Below are 18078 nucleotides of genomic sequence, written 5' to 3' on the forward strand. Positions count from 1 at the left end.
CTAGTTTACAACTCTAAATGCCTACTTTTCTTTGAATTCAGTTTTATTCTCTCGATCCTTTCCTTCAGGGGACTACCAAAATAAGCCTTACCGTCAGTTTTTTTGCCGCTTTTTCTTAAAAAAGAACAATCAATAACAGCAATAATTGTGTGTTCATGATTTAAGGCTTCTTTGAGAAAAAATTGATTAAATTGTGGAAAGTTAAAGGTTTTGAGAAAGTGACGACGGTAGGTTTTTTCACTCAAACAGCTATAACGACTGAGCTTCGTGAAGTTGACCAAGCCAAACGGCCAGCAAAATAGTTGAAAATAAAGTGATTAAAAACTTCTTTTGGGGTTGACTAATCCCCGGCATTTGTTGTAAGATGGATTCAATAATCTTCATAAGGCAATCTGTTGAGCTTGTGTGTTTTTATAGCTTAACCTAAAAGAGTGCCTTTTTTTCTGTTTATTTTGGGTTCAGATTGCACTCACTTTTTTCACTTCTCTATTTTATTGCGATCGCATTCCTCTTTAAAAACTGTCCGGAGTATTGATATAATAGTTAATAGGTTTTATCCGAGAATGTAGGTTACTCAATAAGTCAGCGTAAAACCGTTTTGCAATAAATTAATTAACTGTTTTTGTTAAAAAGCTTTGATATTAAACGCGAGCGCGTTTGAGAAATGTTCCAATTGCAAATAAATTATAATCATGTACGAACATATTCAGCATTTTCTCAGCCTCACAATTGAAACTGTGGTAATTTTTGGTTATGGTGGCTTAATTGTTCACTATATCGCTACGCTGTTAGCATCGAAGCGGATGAATCCTTCTGAAAAATTCTCAGCAGAACTTGCCCCAGATTTTGTGCCTCTTCTCAATGAAATTGCTTCCTTTCCTGCTGTTGCCGAATGTGCAGCAACTCAAGAACCCACAGAAGAACAGCGCCTCACCTCTTCACTACAAGTTAAACCCGAATTTGCTTCTAATATTGAACTCGATACCGACACATTAAATCTACCCTTCATTCAAGTCGATAGCCTGACTCTTCGACAATGCCGCACCGTTATTCGAGCGCTCAATTCCACTGTCCCACGAAGTGAGCATATTCGCCTGAAACTCAACAAAAAAGATGTGCCAGCAGATTCGTTAAAATTTCAAATCAAGAAGCACTTTGAGCATCGACCGCAGCAAGTTGTCTCCCTAATTGAGCAAATTTTGAGAGTTAGTTAGCACGATCGGGGAATCAACAAGCCAATTAGTCTTTTATTTCAAAACAACTTATGGTAACGATTTGATAGAAAGTTTTTTTGAATGCACCCTCCTTTTCCTGACCAAGCTATTAGTTACTTTCTTCAGCGCCAAGGGGAATCCGACCCTTGCCAATCTGTTCGCTCAACTCGTTGAGACTCAATCCCCGTTCAATTGTGATCGCACGAATTTCCTCCATCCTACCGACGTTACCTAGATATAAGCTACATAGCAGCATATCTGCCGGCAGCGAAGATTTGTTGCGCTGTTAATTGCAAGCCGGGAAAGATTGAGGAAATAAGCCGATCGTCATTTTGAAACAACTGTTTTTGATACTCGTCTTCTCGCAGCGTACAAATTGTAACTGTCGGCTGTTTGGGTTTGCCAATATATTCTCTGCCACCAATGCCCAAATAGTCAACAATCCAATACTCAGGTACTCCAAGCAGGGCGTAATCTTCAACTTTGCGGGCGTAATCGTTCTGCCAGTTGGTACTAACAACTTCAGCAATCAGTTTAATTGAGGAACCTGATGTAATTACAGGTTCTTGTTGCCACAAAGGTTCATTAATTAGTCGAGTTTGGTCTAATACAAGCACATCGGGGCGAAAGGCTGTTGCTGTTCCTAATAGTTTGATGAGACAGCGAGGGGGGATAAGGTAGGGTAGATCCAGGTGGTCAATTTCTACATTCAGTTTTCGTCCCAGAAAACCGGATACTTGTTCGTGCGGCCCTGTTGGTTCCATTTCGGTTAATTCACCATCAATCAGTTCGTAGCAATCGCTGTCGCCGTAGTTTGTAATAAATTCATCAACAGTTATAAGTTTTGGAGGTGATTGAACCATTGTGTTTATTCCTCATCCGACGGCAATGTACGTCTTTATTCAAAGCCTCGCCATACCTGAAAGATTGGCTGTGGGTTGTTTGCGACTTTGTTCCTCGGCGTCAGTCAAAGTAATCTTGCGCCTGCCAATCTGTTCGATCAACTCGCTCAAACTCAATCCGCGCTCTCTAGCAATAGCGCGAAAACCTTCCCACCCCGCAGATGTTACCTGAATGTTCCTTTGCTTTTTTGGCTCCTCATATCGAGGTTCGCCTCCGCCTAACTTTAAATTAGCTAGAGAGTTGGGGTGGAGCTGCGTTCCTTTGCTTGGGGGCATTTTGCAACATTATCCTTTCGACTTTTTTCTTTATTATCCCACATTACGAGCAAATTTCCGTGGTACTATAGGTAATATGGAATCAACCTATACGAGTCAACTTCTTCAATCTGGTGTCTAGCTTTGGGGCTGGCAAGTCAGGGGTTGACTTATCTCAGGAGGCACTAGGAAATGCACCCAACTCAGGAGACACCGGGCAGCGAGCAGCGTCAACCTTTAGTAGTTTTGCGAGGCTCAACCCGAAAGCACCACCACACTGTTGCAGACTCCCTGCGGATTGACCCAGATTTCCAAACGCTCATCCCTCCTTTGAGTGCGAGCGAGTTTGCTACCTTAGAAGCCAGCATTCAAGAGAAAGGGTGTCGGGACCCTTTGGTGGTTTGGGCTGAGGAAAAAATTCTCATCGACGGTCACAACCGCTATGCTATTTGTACGGCGCACGGCATCCCCTACCAAACTGTAGAGATGTCTTTCGACAGCCCTAACACCGTCAAAGTTTGGATGCTCCTCAATCAACTGGGCCGCCGCAATCTCACGTCTGAGTCAGTCAGCTATTTGCGCGGCACTTGGTACGAACTCACCAAACAGTCCCGCGGCGGAGACAGAAAATCAAGTGGTCAAAATGACCACTTGAAAACAGAGACAAAGTTGGGGGCACAGTTCAAGGCATCCCCAAAAACAATTCGCAGAGACGCTCAGTTTGCTAAAGCAGTAGACACCCTGAGTTCTATTGGAGGAGAGGATATGAAGTGGAAAATACTGAATCGCTCTGCGGGGATGACCAAGAAGCAGGTCATCGCTTTGGCGATTGATGCTCGCAGCCGTCCGGCTAAGGTTGCCAAAACTTTACAGGGGCGCGACCAAAAAGTAAAGCTTGAAGGTGAACTTACCATCGCTCATCACCTGACGCTCAAAATTGGTTCCTTAGTAGAAGTGTACGCGCCCGATCGCCAGGACGTTAACGGTCGGTTGGGGCGCATTCAGTCAGTGGGCGAGAAAACGGCTACCGTGTGGATGCGGCACATCCCTACTCTTGCCATGAATTTGCATACCTTCAAACACTCAGCTCTCACCGCCCGGCCGCTCGAAAATCAACCCGGACTTCAAGAAATTTGCGATCGCACTGGCCGACTTCACCAATTAGGCAATCTAGATCCGTTTGAAGTAGAAATCCTGAACTTGTTAGAAAGAGCAACGGTTCTTACTCCCACCGAATTGCAGTATTTAGAACTGATTGAGAACAGACACAAGCTTGATTGAGTGCCTCATGGTGTTGCTGAATCAAATATTCGGGGAGATTTGCAGGCGGGGCTTCGTCGTCGTAATAGTAGATAAATAGACAACCGATGATGCTGTCGCTGTGTTCTAATAACCAGCAGAAAGAAAGGGGTTTTTTGATTTAATTGATGACGTATTTTTCAAAGTCAAAGTTAGGTTTGACTAGCATTGAGGGGGCGAGATCCTTTGCGTTCAGCAGCGAATGCTTGCCAGAGGGGGGCGAGATCCTTTGCGTCGGTTGCGGTGGCTAGACGGTGGCTGTAAGGGGCGATCTGGCGATCGGCATAGTTGTGGCTGTCATAGTTTTTGGGGAGTGAATTTGCTCCGAAGGTGAAAGCCTTCTATTGTGTATTGGGATTTCGCGGGGTATTTTTACGCAAAATCGGAGTTTTTATAATAAAACTTAATATATAGGACTCAAAGAGGGAGGCCCAGAAACCGGGTTTTTTACGAAAATACTGAATCGCAGTGTTGAATCTGCTGAAAAACCCGGTTTCTTTAGTTGGCGGGTGCAGGAGTGGAAAGCAGGCTATCTACTCAATCAAGGAGAGGATGGAGGAATAGAATCAATATTTGCCAAAGCAAAGTTGAGCATTTCTTCTGCCCGATCTATTGTTTGCACTGCGTCTGTTTGTGAGATTTGTATATCAGCGTTATAGTCAGCTTCTAATCGAGTTTTTTGGGCATCTATTAGGTAACGATGGAACTGCACCGGAACGCGGCCCGAACGAGCAAATTTTTGACCGAAACCGGCGATGACAGCGGAGTGGCGAGAATAAGATAATTTCTCTGACTCTAAAAATGCAGTGACTATGTAAAACATCACATAATAAGCGCGGGAAGCGGCAGAATCAAAAAAGCCTTGCTCACATAAAACCCGTGCAGCCTGCAAAGTTCTATCAGCTTTATCAAGTAACCTTTGTTGCTCTGGGTTCATATTGGGACTCCTTCGCGACGGATATTGCGAAAGAAACCGCTTTCATACTCTTGGTACTTCTGAAGTGTGGCAAACATACAGCTAATCACGACGGTATGTTCTAAGCATATATCGGCAATCAAAACAGAAATACGCTCGCTTTCTTGGGAGTAATTGAAGGGTTGTTTGAGAAGGATTAATATATCAATATCGGAGTCCGGTCTAGCATCGCCTCTGGCTTGGGAACCATAGAGAATGATTCGGATTAACTGTTCGCCATAAAGATTTTCTAATCCCTGGCGGATTTGGGCAATAATTTCTTTGAGTTGAACATTGATCGTTGAAGTTGGCATAGTTGTTTATAAGCCAATCGATGATGTTTTTAGCTAAGATGTTGGCAATATACCAATTATAGTGGCAAATGATGCCCGTAGTCGTCCGGCTCAAGTTGCCAAAACTTTACAGGGGCAATGTCGTTCGGTAAAACCTGAAAAGCAACCGGCCATCGCTCACCACCTAACGCTCAAAATTGGTTCGTTAGTAGAAGTGTACGCGCCAGATCGCGAAGATGTTAACGGCAGGTTAGGCCGCATTCAGTCAGTGGGCGAGAAAACGGCCACTGTGTGGATGCGACACATCCCCACCGTTACTATGCAGTCATACACCTTCAAGCACTCGGCTCTCACTGCTGTACCGCTAGACAATCAACCCGGACTTCAAGAAATTTGCGATCGCACTGACCGACTTCACAAATTAGGAAATCTAGATCCGTTTGAAGTCGAAATTCTGAACTTGTTAGAAAGAACAACGGCTCTTACTCCCACCGAATTGCAGTATTTAGAACTGATTGAGAACAAACACAAGCTTGATTGAGTGCCTCACAACTATTTTTCCTTTTGGGAACAGCAATAACTTCGGAAATTTTAGTTGATTCACTTGACAGTTCAAACACTGAGTCAATCAATTTTTGTTGAGCTGCTAATTGTTGCAGTGAATAACAAGCTATTGCTCGCACTCGCTCAGGAGACTTGCTAGCATTTTTGGCAGCAAACGGTCCCCAGAAAGCACTCAGTACAATCTTAATCTGTTCCGATATTGGGTATGTTTGACTCAAACAGTAGTCCCAAACCATCTCATCGAATGGATCGTTTAGTGCAACTAAAACACCCGAGATTTGCGACTGCACTTGCTTCGGATTTGGGTCAGATAACGGCTGATTGTTCAAATTTGCCATCATAGATTTCTCCTGGTAAGCTAACTTATTTACATCCCATTCTCGATTTTAGTATTTGCCATCAAGGAACAAACTTTCGTTCTTGAGGGGAGCGAATCCACAAAGTACAAAATCCTTTTTGTGCAGGTTTACCCTCTACTGTCAGCGTCACCCCCAATCGATTTATCTCAGTTTCACACAGTTTTTTGCCACCTTTCTCGCTCAACAAAGCTTGATTCCAGCTCATAAATTGGCGAGCATATTTCCCTTCATTGCGGGTTGCCCACTGAATTGTATCTGCGTTTTTGCGGGCAAACTGACCCTCTTTGCTCAGCCCCCATTCGAGCGCTACGGCTTGTTCTAAAGTGAGCTGGCGTGGCCCTTTTGGGTCGAGTTCAGGCGGTGGAATGAACCGGGGCACAGCTAACCCGATAAAAGCGCCGATCGCCATTGCCCCTAACACCACCCCGCTCCCAAAAATCACCGACCAAATATCGTGAGCAACTTTCTCTAAAGCTGCTTGTCGCACTAGGGTGTAAACTGAGTTAGAAATGTGGCGATGTTGCACCTTAACCCTCTTTTGTCACTCTACGCAGAGGAAAACTGGAAATAAGGGATATTGAGGTTTGGAAAAATTGAACGACTTAAATTATTGACAAGCATTTGAAGTTTAAAAAAGCCCTCGGATAACTTAGGAACAGTAAAAACTTGAAGCCAAGGTTTAATAAAGTTAAATAGTACAAATGGTTGAATTATTAAACGGAGGTTGTTAAGAATATTCTTCCACCCCTTTCCTCGATCCCACCCTGGATGTGATGAAAAATTAGATTCAGATTGTGGTGGTAATTTTAGCAGTTGTTCAGAGTGGAGACTAACCATCAAATAAGCGCTAAAAATAATTTCCCACCATTTTTGTATTTGTGAATAATTAGTTAAGCGAAAATCTGCCCATCCTAATTCGTTTTTACTTTGCTTCAAACCATATTCTACCCAAGTTCTTAAACCATAAAAATTACCTACTTCTCTGGGTGTAATGTTGGGAAATTTACTCATTACATACCAAGTAGTGTTTTTGGGAAGCTCCTCTTTATCAGTTGTGATTTGCCAATACTTAATTTCCGGATTATCACCACAAATAATCTCTCTTATATATCTGTCTTCCGAGCTTAAATCTGAGAAGACACGTTTGAATCTTTGCCACTTTGAATATTTGACTTTGGTGTCTGTAACTCCCCATGCTTTGTGGTTAGAGCGAATTGCAACAATAAAATTTAGATTCAATTCTTCTAGTATTTGAATAAAATTTTTACTACTCTCTCCGTATAAACTATCTGCTAGGACAAGATTAAATTTAAATCCCATCGCACGCAATTGTTTGATCATTTTTGCGGCAATTTCAGGTTTGGTTAGATATTCATCTCCTGGTTGCAGTCTTTCTCTCGGTTTATAAACTTCAAATAATAGAGGAAAAGTCAGGCCAGATAAAACACCATACGCTGTAACTGCAACGATACCATTATCTGTTTTACCTAAATTTCCAATGTACTGTCGTTTTACATAATCAGTCGCATCCCCCTTTTTTTTATCCCCGGTTTCATCAATTATTAGTACTATTGGGCGCCCTTGAAGTACATATAATATTAATTCTAATCGTTGCTGACTTAATTCTTTTACCTCCCAAGGTGATTGTGTTAAAAAATGGTGTAATGCTTGATGATTATCTAGCCCTATAACTTTCGCTATTGATGGTAGTGTTTTGCGTTTTATGTCTGATATCATACCGACATGTAAGTACTTAAAAGCTTCAAAGCTCCTAACTTCTGGAAATATGTTTTGATAAATTTGACAGTATTCATCTATAAATTTGACTGTGGGTACTGGTTTACGAGGCTCTACCATAGGACTGGCAATGCTTTTGGGGTGTGTCACTGCTTATACTACCACGAGAGTGACAAAAGAGGGTTAAGCAAAAAGACACACCCTTTGCCTTCAGCCAGTTTCCTAAATCTACCGAACAAAATTCACGGTCTCCTAAAACGATGACTTTATATTCTGAAAACAATGGTAAAACAGGCTGTAGATTTGTAGTTTGTTCCTCGAAGTTGCTGCTGCCCAATTTTGGCAACAATGACCAGTATAATGGAATTGCTCTTCGCTCCCAGATTAAGCTAACCATGAACAGATTAATATAGCCCCATTGACTGCGGTCGATTGATCTTGATAAGCGAGTACCAACACGGCAATAAGTGGTCAACCAATAAGTAATTAATGGCAACCAAATTAATTCGATTGTTAAGTGAGGTAAATCTAAAAATATTTGTAATTTACGTCGCCGACTTTCGGCTGCAATTAGACAGGGAAATACTCGGGAGAGCCGCTCTAATCTCACTTGTTTTTCTGATTGCATCAAGGATAGCAAAATTGTCATCACCAAAAACTGAGATGGCGTCAGGTGTTTTTGTAAATGAGTCTGGTAGAATCTTGGTATCATTATTTTTTTGGATAGGCAAGCGTGTAACAACTCTGCTGCCTATCTTTTTTTACCACAAGTTGGCTCAATCCTTACTAACTATGGGTTTGGGGCGGGTCCTCACCCGCCCAGGATTAGCTATCGGTTCATTTGTCTGCAGGCCACAGTCTTTCACGGCTGTTGCAGTTCGGGTGAATGTGAAGGCAGACAATATAAATGTATCCCCTTGGGGATTTTCACGCTTTCACTCAAAAGCCATCCAGCTCCATCCACTACTAAAACCCAATACGGTTCAGTTAAGGGCTATGCAGTGCTTAAAACAATAAATACAGGAGGATTCACTATGATTCCAGTAAGCTGTTCTACATCTAAATTGCATTTTTTGTGCGGGCGAGACGCCCACCCCACAAGAACTTTATCAAATTTTGACTGTGTAGTTTAAATGCAGAACAGCTTACCTCTGTGTTTAACTTGTTTAGACCGAAATTTTGAAACAGGCTTTTTGACAACTCTTGGGTTGTTTCTCTGAACTCTTTCCGGTATAATTTGATCGAGAATCTCCAAAGTTAACCAACTAAAAAAAAGAGAAGTTCCTGCAATAAGGTTCAGTTCAGTTAGTGCTAAAAAAACCTATCGTGCGTAGGTTGATTTGAGGAACGAACCCTCCGTTTCACTCCGCCCAACATTTTCGCTAAAATTTTCCTTAACTGAACCGTATTGGTTTACAATCTTGCAGTGCCTCGTCATTGGTAACAAGTTAGAAAGGAGTAGATTTTGTCAATACCCCTTTATGCAGAAATATAATTAGGGCTTGCTGAATAATTGATCGCTTTTTGGCGATGGGGAGTGATTGATTATTCAACCAGAGTTAAAGATGAGTTTTTCCTGCCTCATTTTGAGTAAAATCTGGAGGGGTAACAACCAGCCTGAAACCCATACCTTTGTAAGGATTGAGCCAATCCGCTGCTCAAAAAAGATAGGCAGCATAATTATTACACGCTTGCCTATCTCAAAAATAATGATACCAACATTCTACCTCATTCATTTAAAAAAACAACTAAGTTCAGCTCAATTTAAACTGATTGGAATCTTGCTACCTTTGATACAATCATAAAAACAAGTGAGATTAGAACGGCTCTCGCGGGTATTTCCCTATCCAATTACAACAGAAAGTCGGCGTAGAAAACTACAAAGGTTTCTCGATTTGCCTCACTTAACTATCTCACTAATTTGGTTCCCATTAATTACTTATTGGTTGATTACTTATTGCCGTGTTGGTCAAACTTTATCAATTGCAATCGACCGCAGTCAATGGGGGCGCATTAATCTATTTATGGTTAGCCTGATCTGGGAGCGAAGAGCAATTCCATTATACTGGTCATTGTTGCCAAAATTGGGAAACAGTAACTTCGAGTCACTCTCCAACCAATTTACAGCAAGTTTTACCATTATTTTCAGAATATAAAGTCATCGTTTTAGGAGACCGTGAATTTTGTTCTGTAGATTTAAGAAACTGGCTGAGGGAAAAGGGTGTATCTTTTTGTTTAAGACTGAAAAAGAATCATTGTGTCGAAACGGAACATTTAGTTTGGCAACGGTTAGATGAATTAGGAATAGTACTCTTAAACCTCTTTATATTTTCAAGGTAAAAGAGTGAGGAAAACTCGACCTGCGATCGGATTTGATCTTGCTTGTAAGTGGAAAAGGAACTACGGGGGATGGAAGGTTGATGAAGCGTGGTTTATACTCACAGATTTAGGGTCATTGCCGGCAGCTATCAATGCTTATAAGCAGCGGATGGGTATTGAAGAAATGTTCCGAGACTGTAAAACAGGAGGCTACGATCTTGAAGGAACCAGCTTAAAAGGAGACCGACTTATTAACATGATTTTGCTCATGACACTTGCGTACACTTGGGCAATATTTCAAGGCACTGAACTGAAAAAAAAGCAGGTACACAAATATGTATCTCGTCGCAAAGAACCTAAAAAAAGATATCGAAGACGGAGTACATTTGGTGTTGGTTTAGATGGAGAAAAGTGGGTCAATTATCTCGAACAATATTCTGACGAGGTAGAACAGTTAATGAAGTTAACTCCCAATAAACGCAGCTTTTATCAACAAGGTATGCGGGCCGCAACCCTTATACAGTCTATCTCGTAGACCTCTTTGTCACCCCCCAGCAGTTTTTCAGAGGCGATCGCCCCCTGGGAAATAGCATCGAAACTGCACTGCTTTTCCCAGGCGCGAAAGCGCTGTACAAAAAGGACAGAAGCTTTTATGCCTTACCTGCTAAATATAGCATCAAACCCTAAAGAGCCTCATTCGCTTGCATCGCTAAGGCGATCGCTAATTTTTCCCTCAACTGCCGAAATAGCTACCACGCGGGGAGAAGCTAAATAGTTCTTCGCCGTTGGATCGCCGCTTCGCCCTTTGAAATTGCGGTTGGTCGCATAAACCCCTGTCTCTTCTTGAGTGAGTATCCCAAGTCCGGCATTAATACAAGCGCCACAGCCTGATTTGAGAATGGTGGCTCCCGCCGCTTCAAATATTTGCATATACCCTAAATTCTCAGCCTTTTGGCGCACCTCAAAAGAAGCGGGTACGATAAAAAGGCTCACACCCGGAGCTATACGGCGACCTTCAAGCACCTCAGCAGCTTGAGCGAGGTCGAAAAGTTTTCCCCCGGTGCAAGAACCAATAAAAGCTTTGGTAATAGGAATTTCTCCTAACTTGCTAATACCAATTACTTGGTCTGGTTTGGGGGGACGAGCGACCTGCGGTTCTAAATCGCTCAAATCAAACTCATAGATTTGTTCATAAGATGCCTCGGAGTCGCTACCAACGTCCTCAAATAAATCTTGACCGCAGTTTTGCAGATATTGGCGAGTTGTTTCATCAGGAGCAATTACCCCGCACATTGCACCGCACTCAATCGCCATGTTCGAGAGTGTCATGCGTTCTTCCATTGGCATCTGGTCGATAATACTGCCTCGGAATTCCATGACTTTTCCCGCAGCGCCGTCACAGCCAATTTTGCTCAGAATAAATAGGATGATGTCTTTTGCAGCAATATATTTGGGCAAAGTTCCTTCAAGTCTAAAAAGTAGGGTAGGAGGAACCCGCACCCACATATCCCCCATCGCAAAAATATTCGCCATATCCGTTGTTCCCACTCCAGTGGAAAAACATCCAAAGGCTCCGTAAGTGCAAGTGTGGGAGTCTGTCCCGGCTACAATTGTACCTGGATGAATGAAGCCCTTTTCTGGGAGCAGAACGTGACAAATGCCAGCAGCTTCTCCTGGGGAAACCATATCGAACAAATGGCAGCCTTGCGAGCGGGCAAACTGCACCATTTCTGAGTATAATGAAGTGGCTTTAGGGTCTACTCGCACGTCGTTGACTTGAATAAAGTGATCGGCTACTAAAACAACGCGGGTGGCATCCCAAAGTTTTGCTTCTTCTCCAAAATTCTGGTAAAAGACATCAGCAACAGGTGCGGCTACAGCATCGTGAGACATGGCTAAATCGACTTTAGCAAAAACCATCTCTCCCGGCTGAACGTAAGCATTGCCAGACGCCCGTGCCAAAAGTTTTTCTGTCAGAGTCATCGCCCTAGCATAAGTTGAACTCTGGGGAACAGAAATTTCACCTTTCTGCCGCTTTTGGTTAAAGGGAATTAAGCCGCCTGCCCTCACAATAGCTTCGACGACAGGATTATTATTAGGCTGGGAGTAAATTTCTAATGTCAGACCAATATTGATACTATTTCGGTAAAATATTTCGGCAAAAGAGAGGGCGCGTATTTTTTTTATGCCAGCAGCTTTTATGGCAATAGGTGCATTTTCTCGGCTAGAACCGCAGCCGAAATTGCGTCCGGCTTCGATTTCTTCATAGCCTACAAGGTTTCCTTCACCAATCAGATGTTCAAAAGCATACTGCTTTAAATACTCTGGGTCGGCAGTAGTACACCGTTTTGCCGGAATAATATCGTCTGTATTGATATCATCTCCAAAAATCAACACTTTCGGTTCGGTTGTCATAAGTTCTCCCTACTGCTTGTTTATCAAAGTTAACTACCGAGTTGTTGGACTATCAACTCGGTTAAAGTTTCCGCGTTGACTAAGATTTCTTGACCTTGGGGGGCTAAGTCTGCCGTGCGGTAGCCCAGGGCTAAAACTTTTTCGATGGCTTGAATTAGCTTGATAGCCGCATGGGTTTCCCCCCACTGCTGAAGCATTAAAACAACTGCCCCCATCGTTCCTAGAGGATTGGCAATACCCTTCCCGGCAATATCTGGTGCTGTGCCGTGTATGGCTTCATAAAGACCGAACCCGCGCTCGTTCAGACTGGCAGAGGGTAATAACCCGATGGAACCTACTAATGCTCCTCCGATATCGCTGAGGATATCCCCAAATAGATTTCCTGCTAGAATCACATCAAATCGCTTAGGCTCCCGCACGAGTTGCATGGCTAAGTTATCCACTAGCATGGGTTCTACTCTAACATCAGGGAAATGTTCGGCTTCCTCCTGCACTAAACGGCTCCAAGGGATTTGTGGCAGAGCATTTTCTTTATGGGCTACGGTAAGCAAACCTCGGCGCTCTTTAGCTTTGCCTAGAGCTACTTTAGCGATGCGGCGGATTTGCCAGTCGTAGTATTTCATTGTATGAAAGCCATAATAGCCACTGTCGTCTTCTGTTCGTCCTGATGGTCCAAAATAAATTCCGCTTACTAACTCTCGAACAAATAATATATCGGCTCCTTGAATCTTGTGCGACTGAAGGCTGGATTTATCCAATAAAGTTTCAAAGGGACGCACGGGGCGAAAATTGATAAAAAAGTCGAAGTGTTGGCGAAGTTCGAGAATCCCGCCTTTCGTGACGGCTCCGAATAAAATTCCATCAGCACCTTCGCATAGTTGGGCGGTTTGGTCGGGGAAGAATTTTCCAAATTCATTGAAGGCAGGTTGTCCAATTAAGGCATAGTCTATAACTAAAGAAAACCCTTCTAGTTTTGCTAAATGCAGGAGAACTTTTAAGGAAGCGTCTACCACTTCTGGCCCGATTCCTTCGCCAGGGAGAGCTACGACGCGATACGGCTCAGTCATTGAAAAATCCTCCCTCGAATAACTCGACGACTTCTTCTGGGGAAAAGCACCGCTGCTCTTGAATGGAAAGGGATTTGATTTTATCTCGCATTCGGTTGTAATCTTCAGGAGTAAGCGGTTTATTGAGTTGCTTCTCAAACAGGTACTGAAAATTGCTAGAACCACTGCATTTGCCAAACCAAATTTCTGGCGCGGCGTGAGGAAAAATATGGTAGCTATCTGGGTCGCGTAAGAAGCCGTTAACGTGAATGCCGCTTTCGTGACGAAGGGCAGCTTGGGAGTAAGGGGAAGCAGGACGAACTCCTAGTGAATCGAGGTAGTCTGTGACTTGGGAGAGGGCTTCATAATTAATGCCCTCTACTTCTATCCCAAAGCGCAATCTAAGTCCATTTAAGACTTGCTCTAGTGGGATATTACCCGCCCGTTCGCCAATGCCTCGGAATGTGCCTGAAATCATTGAAGCTCCCGCGATGACAGCTTGGAGGGTATTTTCGAGAGCCATGCCTAAGTCATTGTGAAAATGCACTCCTAAAACTGCATTGTTGACCAATTCTAGAAGGTCGCGAACCCATACATAAGTTTTCTCTGGAGTGAGGATGCCCATTGTGTCGCAGAGGACAAAGTGTTCGATGTAGGGTTGAAATTCGCGAATGCACTGAACTAAAAAGTTAAAATCAGCCCGGCTGGCATCTTCGGCAGCAAACTCTACTTTTAAACCGACTTCTGCACTCGTAGCATAGCGCAGATTTTCCAAAACTTTATTAATCATGTTCTGACGGACGCGGCAGACAAGAGCTTTAGGGAGATTGTCATCCTCTGTTTTCTCTGGTAGCGCTGTTAAATTGCGGACTTCTGCATCTCTTGAAAGTAAAAGACGATCTGAAACGGCATAGAAGAGGATTATTCGTTCTACTCCGCAGGCAATAGCCTGGTCGATAAATTGTTTGCCTACCATTGTGGCAGCCATCATAATGCTCCTATTACCTTCTGCCACTAATGTTTTTAGTAAATGTTCTTCGGTTTCGTGAACGGCTGGCATTATGTCTATTTGATGAACTCCGGTTTGGCTGATGAGTTTGGCTAAAGTTTTTTTAGTTTCATAAGGAAAGAAAAGCCCAGCTTGTTGTTCACCATCTCGGAGGGTTTCGTCAGACACGATTAAGGGAAGTGTTGGCATAAGATATCTCCCAAAGAATAGGGTTTTTACTGTTCTCAATTCAGCTTTTTAAGCCGCGCTAAATAGCATCGGACAGTTCAGATTCCATAAACCGCAAGCGCGGATATCGGTAAACTGCAACTGTCACCCCTATAGCTATAATTTCCATCGTAATAAATAGCAGGCCAATACCGCGGCCCGGCCCCACGCCAATGATTTGACCGATACTTCCAGCTAATAAACCATCAGTCGCCATTAGAGGTTCAAAGATTCGTTCGGCTAGAGGGCCAGCCACAACATAGGCGAGCGGGATGCACGAGAAACAAATCATATTAATTGTGGCAAAGACTCGGCCTTGAATATCGGGAGCCACTTTTCGGAGCAAGATGGCATCGCACCAGCCATTGATGAAAGGCAAGCTGAAGAAAAACAAGAAGAAAGCCAGAGCAAAAAGGGCGATATCGGCGCGTAATCCCAATGCTAAAATGCACAGTTGACTGAGAAAGGCAAAACCAAATACGCCACGAATTAAAGTTCTGGGACCTCCCCAAATACTCATAACTACACTACCCAGCAGCATCCCCGCACCGCCGATGGATTGAATAGTTCCGAGAACGGTGACAGAAGTAAAGGAAAGTACCAATGGCGTGAATAAAACTTCAATCATTCCTAGAACAAAGTTATTGAGGGCGAATATAATTAGTAGCTAAAAAGTCCGGGGCGAACAAAAATATAAGTACAGCCTTCCACTGCCTCGCGCCAGAGAGACGCTTTTCCATCAACGGGAACAGCAGCAGTTTTAGCGTCAGGAAAGCGAACGAACAATAGGGTGGTGAGGGCAAACAGGAAGGTGGCAAAGTCAATTAAAATGACACCTTCAAGTTGAACGATTCCCAGCAAGAATCCTGCTAGCAGCGGTGAAATTAGCTGGGCGCACGCTTCTCCTGATTGAACCATACCGCTAGCACGCGGCAAGTGTTCCTTCGGTACTAATAAAGAGGTCGAAGCAGTGTAAGCTGGCAACTGAAACGCTTTGCAGACAGAACTGAGGCTGACGGCGAGGTAGATGTGCCAAATTTCAAGGTTTCCGGTAGCGAGTAATAGAGCCATCGCCACCGTAGTTATCCCGGCGCCGGAATCTGACAGAATCATGCACCAGCGTCGGTTCCATCGGTCAACTAAGGCACCCGCTACCGGGGAAATCAGGATACTCGGCAGCATAGCCGATAGCAAAATCAGAGAGAATTGGGTCACTGAACCTGTACGCTGATACACCCACACTCCCAGAGCAAAGCTCGTCAGACTCGATCCGATCAGGGATATCAGTTGTCCGAACCAGACTATCAGAAAAACACCTATTTCATCCTTAATGATTCGGAGATTCTTAAGACTACGCATAATTGCTAAAACTAATCCTACAGTAGCTTCGAGGTGGTTAAAACAAGAAGAAAAAGCCCCAATAGAACGCACCCTATTGCAAGGAGTGCAAAAGCTAGAACTATTGGGATACATAAGCTATAGCTTCATTACCCCTCCCTGCCGGAGTTTAGCAATCTTCTTCCAGAGGGTCAGAAAATCCGTATTCTTCAAGTTTACCCTCGCGTCGCACATCACAAGTCACACAATGGAATGAGCCACCGAAGGTGTAAACGTGGCGAAAATCAACGGGAATCACTTTGAAGCCTAAATCCTTTAAAAGTTTCTGCATCGGTTCTTCCTGCTTTTCCACAACAACTGTTTCGGGATCTAAGCTTAAAATATTCATGCACACCCAACTACTGCACATATACATAGGCCAATTGTCAGGAAGGGTAGATGGAGCCGCCTTGACTAAATCCCACCCTGCTTTTTTGAAAAGCTCTTTTTCTATGCAAGGTCTGGCAGGATTAATTAAGGCTAATCCGGGGCGGAGAGGGACAAGGGAAGCATCAATGTGCATGGGATTGAAGTCGGGGAAATTGACCACATGAACCCGGAATGTGTCGCCTAGATGCCGTTTGAGCCAGGTAATCCCTATGTTGTTAGTAACGTGGCTGCGTTGAACAAATAAATCTCGTCCAAAACGGACAATATCAGCCGCATCGAAACTAGGTTCAGTATCTCGGATAACAAAGTGTCCTTGTTCTGTGAGAGTGTAACGTTCTTCGACAGGTTTTTGGGCAAATTCAAAATCATAGAATTCGTCCGACATAGAAGGTTTTGGAGCCGTTGTCCACTTAGCCCCCTGTCGGAAATATTCGAGTATTAAAGAACGGTAAGCGCGATATTCAAAAAAGCGCGATCGCCACGCCATTGGTGCTTCAATAATTTCATTGCCAACTACGATGAGAACATCGCGGGGCATAGCAGCATAGAAACCGGAAGCTTCAAAATCTAGAGTTTTATAGGTCTGGGAAAAGTCGATCAGATCGGGACGGCGAACGGTGACACCAAAAGCTTCTAAAATATGGCAAAACTCGTTTAATTCTTTAGCAGCTATTTCTACAAGTTCTTGAGGGAAGGGTTGACCCGCATACTTTTGAAAAAAACCCAAGTTGTTGGGGTAAGAGTTGGTTAGGAGTGCTGGCTCCAAGTGGGGAACGGCTGCGCCCTCAACGTGACCGACAATGACTTCTTTGAGAGGGTCCCATTCGTTGTAGCTGTTAACAACTGGAAGTGGCTGATTAGAGAATAGACTTGCGTTGAGTTTCAGTTGCGATAAGTTTTCCATTTTTTGACCTTTAGACCTTTATAAAAATGACATTCTTTACATTCCACATCGCCACCGTAGTGACCCCCGCATCGGAGTCAGACAGAATCATGCACCAGAGTCGGTTCCCACGGTCAACCAATGCCTTTGCTATTGGAGGAGGCCGGATATTCGGTAGCATGGCAAATAGCAAAATCAGAGAGAATTCAGTGACTAAACTTGTACGTTTGTCAACCCAAACTCCCAATGCAAAGCTCGTTAGACCCGACCCAATCAAGGATATTAGTTGTTCAAACCAGACTACAAGAAAAACACCCATTCCACCTGTAAAGGGTCGGAAATTCTTAAGACTACGCATAATCGCTAATTCGTGCTAGGCAGACGGTTGGTTCGACTCGATTTGCAACACATAGCCTTCACAATGTAAGTCGGCTGCCTGAAAACCTAACCGTTCTAAACCTTGATAGTGCTGCACGCAAGTTTCCAGATTTGGCAATCCTACAGTGGGCTTGATATTGTCAAAACGGGAAGAGAGGAGACTGGACATAACGCACCCCATAATGTTCAGGGGATTGGTAGGCTTGAACTCGTCTGACAATGAATCTTCATCCATGTTTTTCTTCATTGATTCGGGTAGGTAGATGACCGTTTCTATCGGGTCAGGTGCGTGAAGTGCTCCACCTTCGGTAAAGAGAATATCTTTGTGTTTCTCAAAGCGCTTAATCGCCTGTTCAGGGGAAAAACAGTGTGGGCCAGAATCATCAACAATTAAAGTACCCGGTTTCAGCCGATCGATGTCGAGAATGTCTGGGACGTTGGTAGCCCCAATGATTAAGGTAGCGTCATAGATTTCC

Annotated in this window: 20 protein-coding genes and 1 pseudogene; 5 read left to right on the plus strand and 16 right to left on the minus strand. The window is 43.7% G+C overall.

Features of this window, described 5'->3' with window-relative positions; translation table 11 throughout:
- Positions 1-249: 249 nt before the first annotated feature.
- On the minus strand, positions 250-384 hold the full coding sequence (locus tag QUA00_RS32495) for a hypothetical protein (protein ID WP_333412540.1): 135 nt from the start codon (positions 382-384) through the stop codon (positions 250-252).
- Between the two features lie 308 nt (positions 385-692).
- Between QUA00_RS32495 and QUA00_RS32500 the strand changes: the two genes are divergently transcribed.
- Complete coding sequence (locus QUA00_RS32500; protein ID WP_333412542.1) at positions 693-1214, plus strand: hypothetical protein; 522 nt, start codon at positions 693-695, stop codon at positions 1212-1214.
- A 242-nt stretch (positions 1215-1456) separates the two neighbouring features.
- On the opposite strand, the gene QUA00_RS32505 is transcribed toward QUA00_RS32500, so the two are convergent.
- Positions 1457-2077: a Uma2 family endonuclease gene (locus QUA00_RS32505; protein WP_333412543.1), complete on the minus strand. Its 621-nt coding sequence runs from the start codon at positions 2075-2077 to the stop codon at positions 1457-1459.
- A 39-nt stretch (positions 2078-2116) separates the two neighbouring features.
- The gene (locus QUA00_RS32510) at positions 2117-2392 is read right to left on the minus strand and encodes a hypothetical protein (protein ID WP_015179741.1); all 276 of its coding nucleotides are present in this window, start codon (positions 2390-2392) and stop codon (positions 2117-2119) included.
- 171 nt (positions 2393-2563) lie between these two features.
- Between QUA00_RS32510 and QUA00_RS32515 the strand changes: the two genes are divergently transcribed.
- A complete protein-coding gene (locus tag QUA00_RS32515) occupies positions 2564-3652 on the plus strand; it encodes a hypothetical protein (protein WP_333103605.1) in 1089 nt (362 codons plus the stop codon).
- Between the two features lie 559 nt (positions 3653-4211).
- Here QUA00_RS32515 and QUA00_RS32520 read toward each other — a convergent pair.
- Together QUA00_RS32520 and QUA00_RS32525 are read right to left on the minus strand one after the other, a co-directional pair.
- On the minus strand, positions 4212-4607 hold the full coding sequence (locus tag QUA00_RS32520; RefSeq protein WP_015179743.1) for a HEPN domain-containing protein: 396 nt from the start codon (positions 4605-4607) through the stop codon (positions 4212-4214).
- Positions 4604-4939: a nucleotidyltransferase domain-containing protein gene (locus QUA00_RS32525; RefSeq protein WP_015179744.1), complete on the minus strand. Its 336-nt coding sequence runs from the start codon at positions 4937-4939 to the stop codon at positions 4604-4606. Before QUA00_RS32525 ends, QUA00_RS32520 begins: the two co-directional genes overlap by 4 nt.
- Before the next feature lie 61 nt (positions 4940-5000).
- Here QUA00_RS32525 and QUA00_RS32530 point away from each other — a divergent pair, with 61 nt between their 5' ends.
- Positions 5001-5459: a hypothetical protein gene (locus QUA00_RS32530; RefSeq protein ID WP_333412545.1), complete on the plus strand. Its 459-nt coding sequence runs from the start codon at positions 5001-5003 to the stop codon at positions 5457-5459.
- A gap of 422 nt (positions 5460-5881) precedes the next feature.
- Here the strand turns inward: QUA00_RS32530 and QUA00_RS32535 are convergent, their stop codons facing one another.
- The 4 genes and pseudogenes from QUA00_RS32535 to QUA00_RS32550 form a co-directional block, all read right to left on the minus strand.
- Positions 5882-6367 (minus strand): DUF6753 family protein, encoded by a 486-nt coding sequence (locus QUA00_RS32535; RefSeq protein ID WP_333412547.1) that lies wholly within the window; start codon positions 6365-6367, stop codon positions 5882-5884.
- Positions 6368-6387: 20 nt separating this feature from the next.
- Positions 6388-7698: an IS701 family transposase gene (locus QUA00_RS32540; protein ID WP_333412549.1), complete on the minus strand. Its 1311-nt coding sequence runs from the start codon at positions 7696-7698 to the stop codon at positions 6388-6390.
- Entirely contained in the window at positions 7682-8290 is a 609-nt protein-coding gene (locus tag QUA00_RS32545) for a hypothetical protein (protein WP_333412551.1), read from the minus strand. The genes QUA00_RS32540 and QUA00_RS32545 overlap by 17 nt, the downstream gene beginning before the upstream one ends.
- A 112-nt stretch (positions 8291-8402) precedes the next feature.
- Positions 8403-8551, minus strand: a pseudogene (locus QUA00_RS32550) (IS630 family transposase); the annotation flags it as partial.
- A 1187-nt stretch (positions 8552-9738) separates the two neighbouring features.
- On the opposite strand from QUA00_RS32550, the gene QUA00_RS32555 reads away from it, so the two are divergent.
- On the plus strand, positions 9739-9918 hold the full coding sequence (locus QUA00_RS32555) for a transposase (protein ID WP_333412563.1): 180 nt from the start codon (positions 9739-9741) through the stop codon (positions 9916-9918).
- 4 nt (positions 9919-9922) lie between these two features.
- Positions 9923-10432, plus strand: a complete 510-nt coding sequence (locus tag QUA00_RS32560) for a hypothetical protein (protein WP_333412553.1) — start codon at positions 9923-9925, stop codon at positions 10430-10432.
- A 158-nt stretch (positions 10433-10590) separates the two neighbouring features.
- On the opposite strand, the gene QUA00_RS32565 is transcribed toward QUA00_RS32560, so the two are convergent.
- The 7 genes from QUA00_RS32565 to QUA00_RS32595 form a co-directional block, all read right to left on the minus strand.
- Complete coding sequence (locus QUA00_RS32565) at positions 10591-12312, minus strand: aconitase/3-isopropylmalate dehydratase large subunit family protein (protein ID WP_333412555.1); 1722 nt, start codon at positions 12310-12312, stop codon at positions 10591-10593.
- A gap of 29 nt (positions 12313-12341) precedes the next feature.
- Positions 12342-13379: a 3-isopropylmalate dehydrogenase gene (gene leuB / locus QUA00_RS32570; RefSeq protein WP_333145960.1), complete on the minus strand. Its 1038-nt coding sequence runs from the start codon at positions 13377-13379 to the stop codon at positions 12342-12344.
- On the minus strand, positions 13372-14556 hold the full coding sequence (locus tag QUA00_RS32575) for a 2-isopropylmalate synthase (protein ID WP_333412557.1): 1185 nt from the start codon (positions 14554-14556) through the stop codon (positions 13372-13374). The genes leuB and QUA00_RS32575 overlap by 8 nt, the downstream gene beginning before the upstream one ends.
- A 58-nt stretch (positions 14557-14614) precedes the next feature.
- Complete coding sequence (locus tag QUA00_RS32580; RefSeq protein WP_333146974.1) at positions 14615-15202, minus strand: hypothetical protein; 588 nt, start codon at positions 15200-15202, stop codon at positions 14615-14617.
- Between the two features lie 32 nt (positions 15203-15234).
- Positions 15235-16047, minus strand: coding sequence for an MFS transporter (locus QUA00_RS32585; RefSeq protein ID WP_333412559.1), 813 nt, complete (start codon positions 16045-16047; stop codon positions 15235-15237).
- Between the two features lie 34 nt (positions 16048-16081).
- Positions 16082-17245 (minus strand): NarL family transcriptional regulator, encoded by a 1164-nt coding sequence (locus QUA00_RS32590; RefSeq protein WP_333146970.1) that lies wholly within the window; start codon positions 17243-17245, stop codon positions 16082-16084.
- Between the two features lie 352 nt (positions 17246-17597).
- On the minus strand, positions 17598-18078 hold a 481-nt coding region (locus QUA00_RS32595), incomplete at its 5' end, for a hypothetical protein (RefSeq protein ID WP_333412561.1).

Source organism: Microcoleus sp. T2B6 (genome assembly GCF_036700475.1).
In the GTDB taxonomy this organism is placed as follows: domain Bacteria; phylum Cyanobacteriota; class Cyanobacteriia; order Cyanobacteriales; family Microcoleaceae; genus Microcoleus.